The sequence below is a fragment of the Aquimarina sp. AU119 genome (assembly GCF_900312735.1).
GTDB classification, from domain to species: domain Bacteria; phylum Bacteroidota; class Bacteroidia; order Flavobacteriales; family Flavobacteriaceae; genus Aquimarina; species Aquimarina algiphila.
In genome coordinates, this window is record NZ_OMPF01000021.1 from 154,567 (window position 1) to 168,980 (window position 14,414).

Sequence of the window (14,414 nt, forward strand, 5' to 3'; positions counted from 1 at the left end):
ATATGAAATCTAAATTAATTACACTCTCCATCTTTCTAGTCATTTTATCTTCTTTGACAGGCTACGCTCAAAATAGAGAAAAAGTTCAATGGATATCTTTTGAACAACTGGAAGATTCTTTAAAAATCAAACCTAAAAAGGTTCTTATCAGTTTCTATGCTGACTGGTGCGTATATTGTAAAAAGATGGATCGGGTAGTTTTTACCAAACCTGATATTGTGAAAAAATTATCCGAAGAATATTATGTAGTAAAAATGAATGTCGAAACCAAGGATACTATCGTTTTTGGAGGAAGTATTTTTACCAATGAAAATCATTTGACTTCAAGAAGTCCCATACATGACATTCCTATATTATTAGCTTCCAGAAAAAATCGTCCCCTTTCTCTACCCGCAACTATTATTATGGACGAAACCTTTAAAGTAGATAAAAGATTTTTTACATATATGAGTCCTAAACGACTTTTACAGGTATTATAAGTAAAAAATTAAAGTTGTTCACTTTACTTAAGCTTATAATTTTCTATTTTACTTTTATCGAAAAAAACTGATCATCACCTATATAACCAGTCAAAACATCATCTGGTTTTACCGACCCAACACCTGCTGGAGTACCTGTAAATATGACATCCCCTATCTTTAAAGTAAAGTATTTTGAAACATATTCTATCAATTCATTGATCTTCCAGAGCATAAACATTGTATTTCCTTTCTGGACGGTATCCCCATTTTTTTCCAAATGAAAATCGATATCATCTACATCTTTAAAATTATCTTTAGAAACCCACTTTCCTACAACAGCAGCACCATCAAAAGCTTTAGCTTTTTCCCAGGGCAAGCCTTTTTCTTTAAGTTTTGTCTGAAGATCTCTGGCAGTAAAATCAATACCTAATCCTATTTCCTCATAATATTTATGCGCAAATTTTCTATCAATATGTTTACCAACTCTATTAATTTTTACCAATACTTCCAACTCATGATGTATATCATTAGAGAAATCAGGAATAAAAAAAGGTTGTTTTTTTAGTAAAATTGAAGTGTCTGGTTTTATAAAAACCACTGGGTCTTTAGGTTTCTCATTATCCAATTCTTCTATATGATCTGTATAATTACGACCGATACAAATAAGCTTCATAATTCAATAAAAATGATAGGAAAAATGATTATAATTTCAAGCTGTTATTTAGTTTACGAAGTCTCACTGCTGTAAGAACCTTTTTTGTATACAAAGGGAAGTCAGCATTCTGAATCCATCCAAAATACCCAGGCTCTTCGTCCATAACTTGTTCAACAAGCTTCCCTTTATGCTTTCCGAAAGAAAAGACCTCTTTCTTATCATCATCATATGCAATAAAACCAGCGAAATCTGCAAATTGTTTTCTAGAACTAAATTCGGCTAAAAACTTTGCATCATTTTCTAATTCAGGATATTTATCCAATTGAGCTTTTAATACCTCATAGGTTGCCATTGTATCTGCTTCAGCAGAATGTGCATCTGTAAGATCCTTATCACAATAGAATTTATAAGCTGCAGAAAGTGTTCTTTTTTCCATTTTATGATAAATAGTCTGGACATCAATCGCAACTGCATTTTTCATATCAAAATCAAGACCTGCTCTTAACAATTCTTCTGCCAATAACGGAATATCAAATCGATTAGAATTAAACCCTCCCAAATCGCAACCTTTAATCATTTCACTAACTTTACTTGCTAATTGTTTAAAAGTAGGCTCATTAGCTATTTTCTCATCATCAATACCATGCACAGCAGTAGTCTCTGGAGGTATTGGCATTTCAGGATTAACCAGCCAGGTTTTACTCTCCTGAGTACCGTTAGGAAATACTTTTAGAATAGAAATTTCTACAATTCGATCTTTAGAAATATTTACACCGGTCGTTTCAAGATCAAAAAAACATATCGGTCTTTTTAAATTAAGCTCCATAAATTGATTGTGTGATACTCAAAGATAACTGCTATTCTTTAACTATCTTATAGCCTAACTCTATTTTAACATTTATAAAAACTATACAACCTTCTTAACGAATACATTATCCGCAAACTTTCTAGTTACGGTTTCTATAGTATTATCAAACTGTATGCGAATAGACTTATCAAATTCACGAACTTCGAGAACTTTAATTTCACTACTTAATGCCAGTCCAATTTCAGATACATATTTTAAAAAATTAACAGATCCATCATCCACTGCCACTAATTGACAAACATCCCCATCAGAGAGTGAAGAAAGTGTAATTTTAGGTAAAATTGAATATTCTCCATCTGCATTTGGAATCATCTCTCCATGTGGATCTTTTTCAGGAAAATCCATAAAGCGATCCAGTTCGTTGATCAACTTTTTGGATTTAATATGTTCTAATTGCTCCGCAACTTCATGTACTTCATCCCATGTAAAATTAAGGTAATTGCATAAAAAAGTTTCCCATAATCTATGTTTACGAATCAATCGTACAGCAATAGACTTTCCTTCTTCTGTTAAATCCAGCTTACCATATTTTTCACTTACTACATAGTTTTTAGCTTTCAACTTCTTAATCATATTATTCGTAGAAGCTGGTGAAACTTTAAGATAATCTGCCAATTGGTTATTTCCCACCTTTACAGAACTATCTTCAATAAGTAATTGAAAAAGAGCCTTTAAATAATCTTCTTCACTTTTTGTTAAATTATTCAAATTTAATTTGTTAGTCATAACTAACTTTTTTAGTTTTGTCAAAATAATATAGCAAAATTACTAAACCTAATGCAATTATATAGAATCATCTTACTTCCTTTATTAACTCTTAGTTGTGCTTAGTGTTATTTTCTCAAAGGAAAAGCACTACCAGAAACACTAAAACAAGTATGATAGAATAATCAACTTTCGATTTTAAAATGACTACCGATTTTTATGAAGATACTGAGAAGATGTATTCGAATTGAGAGTAATTAGGTAAAACTGAAAAAGAACAAAAAATAAAATGAATAAAATAATATCGATACTAGTCATTTGTTCACTCTCATTTTCATGTAAAAAAGAAGTTAAAAATGAAAATGAAAAACTTAAAGTGGTTACCACTACTTCTATGATTACAGATTTGGTTAAAAATATCGGAGGAGACCTAATAGAAGTTAATGGTTTAATGGGTAGTGGTGTTGATCCTCACTTATATAAAGCTAGCGAAGGTGATGTCAGCAAATTAGTTAACGCCGATGTAATTTTTTATAACGGCTTGCATTTGGAAGGAAAATTAGTAGAAGTCTTCGAGAAAATGCAGCATCAGAATAATAAAACCATAGCTATTGGAGAAAGTCTGGATAAAAATACATTAATTGGTTCTGATTATTTTGCATCAAATTATGACCCCCATATATGGTTTAGTGTCGGAAATTGGAAAATCATTACCATGTTTGTCATTAACAAACTTAAAGAGATAGATCCAAAAAACGCAAAGGCTTTTGAAACTAATGGAAATACATATTTAACAGAATTAGATATACTTGAAAATAGGTTAAAGGAAAAAATAACTACTCTACCTAAAGAAAAAAGAATTTTGGTAACCGCACATGATGCCTTCAGCTACTTCGGAAAAGCATATGATTTTAATGTCGTTGGGCTTCAAGGTCTATCTACTGCCACAGAAGCTGGAGTGCAGGATGTTCAGAAATTAGCTAGTTTTATTATTGAGAAAGAGGTGAAAGCTATTTTTGTAGAAACTTCTGTTCCCAAACGAACTATTGAAGCTCTGCAAGCGGCTGTAAAATCAAAGGATCATGAAGTAAGCATAGGAGGAACATTATTCTCGGATGCTCTTGGTAATCTAGAAACCAAAGAAGGAACATATATTGGTATGTTTGAATATAACGTAAATACTATTGTAAATGCACTACAATAATGGAAAATAAAATTGCAGTTCAAATAGATGACCTCACCGTAGCTTATAATTACAAACCTGTATTATGGGATATTGACCTAGCAATACCTGAAGGAGTATTAATGGCAATTGTAGGACCAAACGGAGCAGGTAAATCTACCTTGATCAAATCGATTTTAGATATCATTAAACCAATTGCGGGAAGCATTCAAATCTATGGGAAATCTTATAAAAAACAACGATCTCTAGTTGCCTATGTGCCGCAAAAAGGAAGTGTTGACTGGGATTTTCCTACCACCGCCCTGGATGTGGTTATGATGGGGACTTATGGTAGTCTAGGCTGGATTAAAAGACCTGGGCAAAAAGAAAAAAAAGCTGCTTTGGAAGCGTTAGAAAAAGTAGGAATGCTTTCTTTTAAAAACAGACAGATCAGTCAACTTTCTGGAGGGCAGCAACAGCGTATCTTCCTAGCAAGAGCTTTAGTTCAAAATGCATCGATTTATTTTATGGATGAACCTTTTCAAGGTGTGGATGCCACAACCGAAAAAGCTATTATCAATATTCTAAAAGAACTTAGAAAAGCAGGAAAAACGGTTATTGTTGTGCATCACGACCTTCAAACTGTACCAGAATATTTTGATTGGGTTACTTTTCTCAATGTAAAGAAAATTGCTACCGGGCCGGTGAAAGATATTTTTAATGATGATAACTTAACCAAGACATACGGAATTAACTACAAAGTTAGTGTTCAAGGGTAGATGAATAGTTTTTAGCAAATAGAGGGTAGTTTATGGAAGAAGTAAAATTCAATTTTGAAGATTTAATAGTATACCAAAAAGCACTTAACTTTGTTGACTTGGTTTATAATACTTGTGAAAAATTTCCAAGTGTTGAAACTTATGGACTATCATCTCAATATATCCGTGCGGCAAATTCTGTAGCTTTAAATATTGCTGAAGACTCAGGAAATACGGATGCTCAATTTAATAGGTATTTACAGATAGCAATAGATTCAGTTCGGGAATGTATAGTCTGTTCTACAATTGCAAATAGAAGAAGATATATATCCGAAAACGAAAATAAGACAACTAGACTAAGGCTAGCAGAATTATCAAAAATGATTACTAGTTTACAAAAACATCTTAAAAACAAAAATAAGAACTAATTCCTACCCTCTAATGACTAAATAACTCTATGGATATACAACAATATATCGAACTTGTTTTTACAGATTATACGTTACGAACAATAACGTTAGGTACGGCAGTGCTTGGTGCAATCTGCGGAATGTTAGGTAGTTTTGCCGTATTAAGAAAACAAAGTTTATTGGGTGATGCTATTTCTCATGCTGCCTTACCTGGTATTGCTATTGCTTTTTTAATTATGGGCACTAAAAATAGTTCAATATTCTTACTTGGAGCATTAATTAGTGGTCTCATAGGAACTTTTTGGATTAGAGGAATAACAAGTAAGACACATCTTAAATCTGATACTGCTTTAGGCCTAATCTTATCTTTATTTTTTGGATTTGGTATGTTATTGCTCACATATATCCAAAAAATGCCGAATGCCAATCAAGCAGGTCTAGAGAGTTACCTTTTTGGTCAGGCAGCAACACTTCTAGAAAGCGATGTATGGTTAATGGTAATTGTTACAGCAATTAGTTTAGTCATTTTATTATTATTCTGGAAAGAACTTAAATTATTATTGTTTGATGCTGATTACACAAAAACACTAGGTTTTAACACTAAGTTTTTGGATATTCTTATTACTACTTTTATTGTGATAGCCATTGTTCTAGGTTTACAAACTGTAGGCGTTGTATTAATGAGCGCCATGCTTTTAGCTCCAGCTGCCGCAGCTAGACAATGGACAAACAATTTATCTGTAATGGTTATTTTGGCAGCTATATTTGGTGCATTTTCTGGAGTACTGGGAACCGCAATTAGTGCCAGCCATAATAATCTATCTACCGGACCCGTAATCGTATTAGTTGCTGGGGTATTTGTATTAGTTTCGTTTATATTTTCACCTGGGCGAGGATTATTATTCAGAGAAATACGTTTCCGCAAAAACAGAAATGATCTTCAATTACATAAAACCTTATCTTTTATGTATAATATCGCAAAGACCCATGAAGATATTGCACACCCACATGCGATCAAAATCTTGAATAATTTTCAAGGATTTACCAGAAAATCTCTTCAAAAACTTGAAGACAAAGATTACGTAAAGATTAGTGGAAACATGTGGTCTATGACCGAATCTGGATATAACACCGCTTCAAATCTATATGATCAATTAATTACCGAAGAAAATGAGTAGCGCGCAGATAGAAATACAATTAATTGCTAGCCTTGTGGCTATTGCCTGTGCTATCCCCGGTACATTTCTTGTGTTAAGAAAAATGGCGTTAATCACTGATGCCATAAGCCATTCTATTTTACCTGGTATTGTGATTGGTTTTTTTATTACTCACGATTTATCTTCTCCATTATTAATTATTCTTGCTGCCGCAAGTGGAGTGATTACAGTAATATTAGTAGAATTTATTCAGAAAACAGGATTGGTAAAAGAAGACACTGCAATTGGGCTGGTTTTCCCTGCTTTGTTCAGTATAGGGATTATACTTATTGCCCAAAATGCAAACGACGTCCACCTTGATATCGATGCCGTATTATTAGGAGAATTAGCTTTTGCTCCTTTTGATCGATTAATTTTGGGAGGAGCCGATGTAGGCCCAAAGTCCTTATGGATTATCGGTAGTATTTTATTGATCACATTAGGCTTGCTTTTTGCTTTTTTCAAAGAATTAAAAGTCAGTACATTTGATGCTGGTCTCGCTTCTGCATTGGGGCTCTCCCCTATTGTAATGCACTATGGATTAATGACAATATCTTCGATCACCACAGTTGGTGCATTCGATGCTGTTGGTGCTATTTTGGTGATCGCACTAATGATCGCTCCAGCAGCTACTGCTTATTTACTAACAAATGATCTCAAAAAAATGCTCTTACTCTCTGTACTTTTTGGAGTTAGTAGTGCCATTGGAGGATATTGGATGGCCCATGCCTTAGACACCTCTATCTCTGGGTCGATGACTACGGTTTTAGGATTGGTTTTTCTATTTGTGTATCTATTTGCACCTGATAAAGGTTTATTCTCTGTACTATATAGACAGAAACAACAAAGAATAGAGGTTTCACTACTTACATTTCTTCTTCACTTAGGAAATCATAAAGAAGAAGAAGAACGCCATGTTAAACACTTAAACGAACATATTAATTGGCAGAAAGTACAATCCAAATCTGTTTTGGATCTAGCTCTAAAAAATAACATGATTACCATAGATAATGATATTGTCTCCTTAACAAATAAGGGTAAAAATTTCACTACTGAAGCTATCGACTATATTCTTACAAATAAAAATTCTGAAATTGAAAATATGAAAGATCGGTTTTTCTTATTTAGAGGTTAAATCTCTTATCTTTAAAAGAAAAACAATGACATCTTTAAAAAACAATAGAATAGCATTTCTCTTTATATTCTTATTTAGTTTTATAAGTTTTAGCCAGGAAAAATCAGTTCGATTAATTGAAGACATCCAGAAAAAAAGAACAATTCTCTATGTACAAAATGATACTAATGAGAATAAAAGCATATTCTTAAAAGTGAACCCGACTGGATATCGTAGAAGTGCACAACGCCCTATTATAAAAAGTATCCCGGCTAAAACAAAAGTACAAATGTTGATTCTTATTCCATTAACAGATGTAGAATCACATTATACTTATAACCTGATTGTAAATGAGAAGCTCGACAATATAGAGGCAGAACGTATTAAAAATTTAAAAAAGAAAGATAGTACTCAGCTCTAAAAACCAAAGCCGAAATAAAATATTTCGGCTTTGGTTTTAGTAAATACTCACGATACCTTTATTTAAATTTCAATTTAATAGGTAATTTATACATAACACTTACTTTTTTACCTTCCTGCTCTCCAGGAATCATTACTGGTAATCCTTCTAGAACTCTAAGTGCTTCTTCTCTTAGTATTTTACTTTTATTTTTCACCTTAATATCTTTTACTTTTCCGTCATTACCAATAGAAAACCGAGCACCAATTTCCTGATACCCTGTAAGTCCATTTTCCTTTGCAAGTTTTGTATTAAATTGCTTTACTATATACTGTGAGATTTTCTGGCTAAAGCATTTTTTTGTCTCTTCCTGCGAAAGGTTTTCGCAACCCGGAAAAACTGGCACTTTTTCTATTACTCCAAAAGGGATATCTGCCATACCATATACATCCTCATAATGAGGATTAGAAAAACCATCATCAGTGACTAATAGAGCTAATACTTTTAATGCTTTTTCTTCTTCTGGGGATACATTTCCTTGTTTTTCTATTTGGTGTCTTACAGCCTGAATTTTTTCTATCAAAGGACTATCTACATTTTCAGACATTACTTTTGACTGAGCACTAGTATCCTGAGCACACGAAGTGTATAATAACATTAACAACATAACAGGAACTAGTAATAAATACTTTAATTGAAAAATTTTCTTTGATTTTGATTTTTGTAACATAACTATTCGATTTTTGATTAATGAATGATTAAAAAATGTATTGATGAATGAAATTTTATCGGTCTGAAAGATCTGCGATAACAGATCTTGATAATACTCTTTTTTATCTGTTTCAGAAATTGCTTTGGAATCAGCAATATATTCCTGAAGCACTGCAATCCGGTTTTGATATACATATACTAGCGGATTAAACCAGCAAATGATCCTCAATATTTCAAAGAAGAGTAAATCCAATGTATGATACTCTTTAATATGGATTTTCTCATGCAATAGAATATTTGTCTTTTTGACTTCAGATAGTTTTTCTCCCAAAAAAATGGTATTAAAAAATGAAAAAGCTGTGTTTGTATTTGGTAATGAAATCAAGTTAAAATTTTCTACTCTGGTTTTAATTCCTGTCTGTTTTAATTTTAATATCCTGTAGAGTTTATAGCAAAAAAGAAATAGACTAATTACCATTCCTGTATACCATAGGTATTCGCTAAAACGTGCTATAGTAAGAAAATTAAAAAAAGAATTTGATGATTTTATTATAACTTCTGAACCTTCTATTTCTTCCGAGACATTACCAATCAATACTGCAGGCAGTTGAATCATATATTGTTCTGGTATATTCTCCTTTATTACATCTATTTTAATAAGCGGTAGAATAAAACTTAGTAGTGATGTCATCAAAAGATAAACTCGGTTCCAGTTAAAAAAAGTTTCTTTTTTAAGGAACAGATCATATATTAATAAGAAAAGTAATTGAACAACTAGTATTTGTAGTATATAATGTATCATTTTTTCTTTTCATCTTTATTAATTTCTTTCATTGCAGCTTCCATTTCTGCAATACTTATATCATTTTTCTTTATAAAAAAGGAAACCATACTTTTAAAAGAGCCCTGAAAATATCCATCTATTAGCTTATTGATACTTTGATTACTGTAATCTGTTTTTTTTATAAGAGGAAAATAAATATGGATACGCCCTTCTTTTCTGTAGTTTACAAACCCTTTATCTTCTAAGATTCTAACAATAGTAGAAACTGTATTATAAGCTGGTTTAGGCTCTGGTAATTGTTCTAAAATAGATACTACTCCTCCTTCATTTATATCCCAAAGAATTTTCATAATATCTTCTTCTGCTTTAGTAAGTTGTTTCATATAGATAAGAATTTTGTTTAGCTAATATAAACTAAATTTTTAGTTTGAACTAATTTAATAGTTTGAGTTAGTATTTATTTTGCAATTAACATCAATAAAAACTTCTCTATTTATAAATAAGTAAGGCTATGACAATATTGTCATAGCCTTACTTATTATCCTTCGCACAACTTAATAAAAGATCTACCTCAACTTCTAAAAAATACAATGATCACTACACTACTATATGTATCATTTATGTATTATACATTTACCTATTTCTCTGTAATTTTAGAAACCAAAATAGCATCTGCCTCATAACGCCAGGGGTTAATGTAACCTTGTCCTTTTGCAGGTTTAGGCGTTGTTGTTTCTCCTGTTAAGGTATTAAACCAATAATATGTTTTTATTTTATCTTTTTCAGGTTTTAAAACCCACCCCAATTTAATTTGAAAGTTCTCTTTAGGCACATAATGTAACTGAAGCCCTTTTTTATTTGCTAGGGCATAACCACTACTATTCATCCAGGGAGCTGGTTTCAAATCTTCATCTACAAATTGCTTCCAAAATGAACTTAAATATTGAAAATAATCAAATTTTGGTTTATATGAATCTTCAGGTTGTTGAAAAGGGTTATACACAACAACATTCCAGGAAGTTCCTTGCCAATAGTAGGTTGTTCCTGCTCCTGCAAATAAGCACATATAATTCCTACGCAAACACACTTCTGCATTTGTATAATCTCCTGTAAAAACAGTATAATCAGACGTCTCATACCCACCATGTTCTATATTAAAAATTGGCTTATTCTTAAATGTGGTATATGCTTCCAATGTTTTGTTATATATATTGTGGCTCCAGTCTTGTGAGGATATATAATCTACCTCATCTCCATGTTTTTTACAAAACCCATAATCATGTACTGTTATTAAACGTTTATAAGAATCCTGCTTGCGAATTCGTTGGATACGTTCAGAAATATATGCTTCGTCCGCTCTACCATAGTACAAAGCTTCTTTGGACACATCCCATAACACATTAGGAAAAGCCTGATAACGCTTAATTACATAATCATAATACAAATTGTCTGCATCAGATTGCATATCTGGCCATTTTACTAATTTATTCCATACATAAATCATGATATGCGCAAATAATTGTCGCTCATGCATGGCCAACAAGGTTCTATCATATTTTTTAAAAAAATCTACATTCAAACTACTAAAATTCGGAGTATCATTAGTTCCTAAAAAGGGAAATATGTTTTCTGGTCCGCCAAATTCGTGTTGAGGATGTGCAGCTAATTTTTCATCTTTCTTCCAGCTAACATCATATGAAAATACATTCATCACAATTTGATTGAAACCGTTCTTTTTAATTAAATTAAGTAAATGGTTTGTCTTCGATAACTTCTTCTCATTATGATAATCCAAAGCATACAACCAATCACATTCAAATGCTATTGGGGTATATTTTTCTCCCGATTCATAATAAAAATTACGAGTATCTTCCTTGGATAATCGAACACCTCCTTTATGATCTTTGTTCGGTAAAATAGTTACTGTTCCTTCTTTCTTATCCAGTGAAGAATGCTCACTTTGGGTTATGAAGGTCCAAGTACCAATTATTGCACTAGAAAATCTAATTAACCACTCACTTTTGTTATTAGTATTTCCATTATATATCAATGGTAACACCAATTTGTTTCCCGAACTATTGGTAAATATAACAGTACTAGAATCTTTAAATGGATTTTTTATAGTATTTGCAGTTAGTAAAATATCTAAAATTTCCCATTGCTTTATTTTATGCTTTTGATTAGACTTAAAAGGTTGCTCCTGATGTTGTGCGATAGATTGTGTAACAAGAATCAACAAAAAAAGTATGTTTATGAATTGTTTCATTCTAATGTATTTATTCTTTAATACATAAAACTAAAACCTAAAAAACAATAATATGGTCACATACGACTTAAATCATATAACAAATCACCTAGATCAAGTATCTGAAATTTGATAAATTCAAGTTTACCGATTCTTACATCATGGTTTTATTTAAGAAAAAGAGCTTTAATATATCTATTCATTAGATTTTATTACTACATAATAAAACACTGCTGGTTAGAAAAAAGTAACACACTTTAATTCTACTAAAGAAAAAACCACAACTTATATAGTCGTGGTTTTTTTGATATGTTATTGTTATTAATATTTCTTGTTCAGCAATGAAAGAAAAATAGATACAATTTTAAAATTCTCTATTAACATCAAAAGCTTCTAAATAGTCTTTCACACGTTGTACAAATTGTCCACCTAATGCTCCGTTTACAACTCTATGATCGTAAGAGTGTGATAAGAACATTTTATATCGTATACCTATAAAATCACCCTCAGGAGTCTCAATTACAGCTGGAACTTTTCTAATAGCCCCTAGCGCCAAAATAGCAACCTGTGGTTGATTTATGATCGGTGTCCCCATAATACTTCCAAAAGTACCTACATTAGTAACAGTATATGTTCCTCCTTGGATATCATCTGGTTTTAATGCATTATTACGTGCGCGACCAGCTAGATCATTAACCGCTTTGGTCATTCCAACGAGATTTAATTGATCTGCATTTTTTATAACAGGAACGATCAAATTACCATCAGGTAAGGCAGCTGCCATACCTAAGTTTATATTTTTCTTTTTAATAATTGTATCACCAGATACTGAAATATTTATCATCGGAAAATCCTTGATAGCTTTAGCAACAGCCTCCATAAAGATTGGAGTAAATGTAAGATTCTCTCCTTCTCTTTTTATAAAATCTGCTTTAACTTTCTTTCTCCAATTCCAAATATTAGTTACATCGGCTTCAATAAACGATTGAACATGAGCCGAAGTCTGAACAGACTCAACCATATGATGCGCAATGAGTTTACCCATCCTGGTCATTTCTATAATCTCATCCTCTCCAGATGCTACTATTGGTGCAGCTTTTACAGCTACAGGTTTAGCAGGTTTTTGAGCTTCTTTAACCACAGGCGTTGTAGGCTGAACAGAAGTTTTAATTTCTGTTTTTCCATTTTTACGATTTTCTACAAATTGTAGAATATCGTTTTTGGTCACTCGGCCATCCTTACCTGTTCCAGGAATTGATTCTAATTCTGGTAAAGAAACTCCTTCAGTAGAAGCTATATTTTTTACCAGGGGTGAATAAAATTTATCACTAGTCGAAAAATCTGTTACACCTGTTGATATTGTTTCTGTAGTCCCCGCCATTTCTGCTTCTAAGACTACAGCTTCTTTAGGAGTTTGTTCGACTTCAACTTTGACTTCCTCTGGACTTGAATCTGGTGCACCCTCACCCTCTATCTCGATTATAGCTATAGCTTGACCTACCTGTACTACATCATCTACTTCAAAAAGCTTTTCAACAAGCACACCTTCTACCTCACTAGGCACTTCACTATCTACTTTGTCTGTAGCAATCTCAACAACTGCATCATCCAATTCTATTGTATCTCCAACTTCTTTTAACCAAGTTGTTATTGTTGCTTCTGCAACGCTTTCACCCATCTTCGGAAGTTTAAGCTCAAATTTTGCCATATCCTTAATTAAAAGTGTTTATAAGTTATATTTTTTGCGAATTTACTTAAAATTCGACTTAAAAATTATTTTTTATCTATTAAAATTTATTTAAAATACTAAAACCTCTCCTTTTCCATCACTGAAATTACTTCCTATAATATAATCACAATTTGCAGGTCTAATTTTAAATGTACAATTACTTGTTTTAAGGTTTTGTATTGCTCGAATAATCTCTGTAAAAGAGATAAAATTGTTATCAAAGATAATCTCGATATTTTTATCTCCCAAATTTACTATGGATTCTATTGACACTTTTTCTATTCTTTGATTCACTTTATCACATAATCTTTCCCATACATTATGATTATCAGAAACCAAATAATAGTGATCGATTATTCTTTTTTCTTTATCATAATTACGGAATGATTGTATAACCGAAACCAAACGTATTGCAATAGAAACCAATTTATCCAAAAACCAATTACTCCTAAAGTGTTTTTTATAGAATATTCGCATTGCTCCATAAAATCTTTGTATATATACTGCATTACGATCCGTGCTTTCTCCTTTGTAATGAATTGCTGTGATTTCACCTACGTAATAATTCTGTAATCCCTTCTTTTTTATTTTATATGAGATATCAATATCTTCTCCATACATAAAGTAATCTTCATCAAAACCTTCTATTGTAAGATAATTTTTCTTTTTCACCAAGAGAAAAGCTCCTACAAGAATATCTACATCTCCTATTTCCTCTTCCAAAACATGATCTGCATAATAGCTTTTTACGTTTCCTAATCTAATTTTAAAAAATCTTCGAAAAGAAGTTAATGGTGAAGGGATATTGCGCTTACTTTCCGGCAGAAAATTACCTGTACCATCTATTAATCTAGGACCTAAGAAGCCTACATTTGGCAAACGATCTGCAACACTTATCAATGTATCAAAAACATCTACTCCTACTACCGTGTCAGGATTAAGGATGCACACATATTCTCCTTTTGCCTTTGCCACACCCTGATTATTAGCTTTAGCAAATCCTACATTATCTGTATTTTCAATAAGAATTACCTCTGGAAACCGATTTTTGAGCATCTCACAACTATCATCCACCGAATTATTGTCTACAACTATAATTTCAGCATCCATAGCCTGTATCGCCTCTTTAACGCTTTGCAAGCAAAGTTCTAAGAAATAACGTACGTTATAGTTAATAATGACAACAGATAACTTCAGGGTATTAGCTTTTTATTTA

At 32.0% G+C, this 14,414-nt stretch carries 15 protein-coding genes; 7 read left to right on the forward strand and 8 right to left on the reverse strand.

Going from position 1 to position 14,414, the window contains the following annotated elements; all coding sequences use genetic code 11:
- Window positions 1–2 precede the first annotated feature (2 nt).
- Window positions 3–479, forward strand: a complete 477-nt coding sequence (locus DK442_RS17340) for a thioredoxin fold domain-containing protein (RefSeq protein ID WP_109437163.1) — start codon at window positions 3–5, stop codon at window positions 477–479.
- 43 nt (window positions 480–522) lie between these two features.
- Here DK442_RS17340 and DK442_RS17345 read toward each other — a convergent pair whose 3' ends face one another.
- The 3 genes from DK442_RS17345 to DK442_RS17355 form a co-directional block, all read right to left on the reverse strand.
- Window positions 523–1,134: a fumarylacetoacetate hydrolase family protein gene (locus DK442_RS17345; RefSeq protein ID WP_109437164.1), complete on the reverse strand. Its 612-nt coding sequence runs from the start codon at window positions 1,132–1,134 to the stop codon at window positions 523–525.
- A 28-nt stretch (window positions 1,135–1,162) separates the two neighbouring features.
- Window positions 1,163–1,942: a 3'-5' exonuclease gene (locus DK442_RS17350; RefSeq protein WP_109437165.1), complete on the reverse strand. Its 780-nt coding sequence runs from the start codon at window positions 1,940–1,942 to the stop codon at window positions 1,163–1,165.
- Between the two features lie 81 nt (window positions 1,943–2,023).
- Window positions 2,024–2,710: a metal-dependent transcriptional regulator gene (locus DK442_RS17355; RefSeq protein ID WP_109437166.1), complete on the reverse strand. Its 687-nt coding sequence runs from the start codon at window positions 2,708–2,710 to the stop codon at window positions 2,024–2,026.
- 268 nt (window positions 2,711–2,978) lie between these two features.
- Here DK442_RS17355 and DK442_RS17360 point away from each other — a divergent pair, with 268 nt between their 5' ends.
- Genes DK442_RS17360 through DK442_RS17385 form a run of 6 tightly spaced genes read left to right on the forward strand, consistent with a single transcriptional unit; the run spans window position 2,979 to window position 7,750 of the window.
- A complete protein-coding gene (locus tag DK442_RS17360) occupies window positions 2,979–3,893 on the forward strand; it encodes a metal ABC transporter solute-binding protein, Zn/Mn family (RefSeq protein ID WP_109437167.1) in 915 nt (304 codons plus the stop codon).
- Window positions 3,893–4,630, forward strand: a complete 738-nt coding sequence (locus DK442_RS17365; protein ID WP_109437168.1) for a metal ABC transporter ATP-binding protein — start codon at window positions 3,893–3,895, stop codon at window positions 4,628–4,630. The genes DK442_RS17360 and DK442_RS17365 overlap by 1 nt, the downstream gene beginning before the upstream one ends.
- A 32-nt stretch (window positions 4,631–4,662) precedes the next feature.
- The gene (locus DK442_RS17370; RefSeq protein WP_109437169.1) at window positions 4,663–5,037 is read left to right on the forward strand and encodes a four helix bundle protein; all 375 of its coding nucleotides are present in this window, start codon (window positions 4,663–4,665) and stop codon (window positions 5,035–5,037) included.
- Window positions 5,038–5,066: 29 nt separating this feature from the next.
- Window positions 5,067–6,197 (forward strand): metal ABC transporter permease, encoded by a 1,131-nt coding sequence (locus tag DK442_RS17375; protein WP_109437170.1) that lies wholly within the window; start codon window positions 5,067–5,069, stop codon window positions 6,195–6,197.
- On the forward strand, window positions 6,190–7,350 hold the full coding sequence (locus DK442_RS17380; protein WP_109437171.1) for a metal ABC transporter permease: 1,161 nt from the start codon (window positions 6,190–6,192) through the stop codon (window positions 7,348–7,350). Before DK442_RS17375 ends, DK442_RS17380 begins: the two co-directional genes overlap by 8 nt.
- 25 nt (window positions 7,351–7,375) lie before the next feature.
- Window positions 7,376–7,750, forward strand: a complete 375-nt coding sequence (locus DK442_RS17385) for a hypothetical protein (RefSeq protein WP_109437172.1) — start codon at window positions 7,376–7,378, stop codon at window positions 7,748–7,750.
- Between the two features lie 58 nt (window positions 7,751–7,808).
- Here the strand turns inward: DK442_RS17385 and DK442_RS17390 are convergent, their stop codons facing one another.
- From DK442_RS17390 to DK442_RS17410, 5 genes are all read right to left on the reverse strand, one after another.
- The gene (locus tag DK442_RS17390; RefSeq protein WP_160114237.1) at window positions 7,809–9,131 is read right to left on the reverse strand and encodes a M56 family metallopeptidase; all 1,323 of its coding nucleotides are present in this window, start codon (window positions 9,129–9,131) and stop codon (window positions 7,809–7,811) included.
- Between the two features lie 107 nt (window positions 9,132–9,238).
- Window positions 9,239–9,607 (reverse strand): BlaI/MecI/CopY family transcriptional regulator, encoded by a 369-nt coding sequence (locus DK442_RS17395; RefSeq protein ID WP_109437174.1) that lies wholly within the window; start codon window positions 9,605–9,607, stop codon window positions 9,239–9,241.
- 254 nt (window positions 9,608–9,861) lie between these two features.
- Entirely contained in the window at window positions 9,862–11,490 is a 1,629-nt protein-coding gene (locus tag DK442_RS17400; RefSeq protein WP_109437175.1) for a DUF4038 domain-containing protein, read from the reverse strand.
- Between the two features lie 343 nt (window positions 11,491–11,833).
- Window positions 11,834–13,177, reverse strand: coding sequence for a dihydrolipoamide acetyltransferase family protein (locus DK442_RS17405; RefSeq protein ID WP_109437176.1), 1,344 nt, complete (start codon window positions 13,175–13,177; stop codon window positions 11,834–11,836).
- Between the two features lie 90 nt (window positions 13,178–13,267).
- A complete protein-coding gene (locus tag DK442_RS17410) occupies window positions 13,268–14,395 on the reverse strand; it encodes a glycosyltransferase family 2 protein (RefSeq protein WP_109437177.1) in 1,128 nt (375 codons plus the stop codon).
- Window positions 14,396–14,414 lie beyond the last annotated feature (19 nt).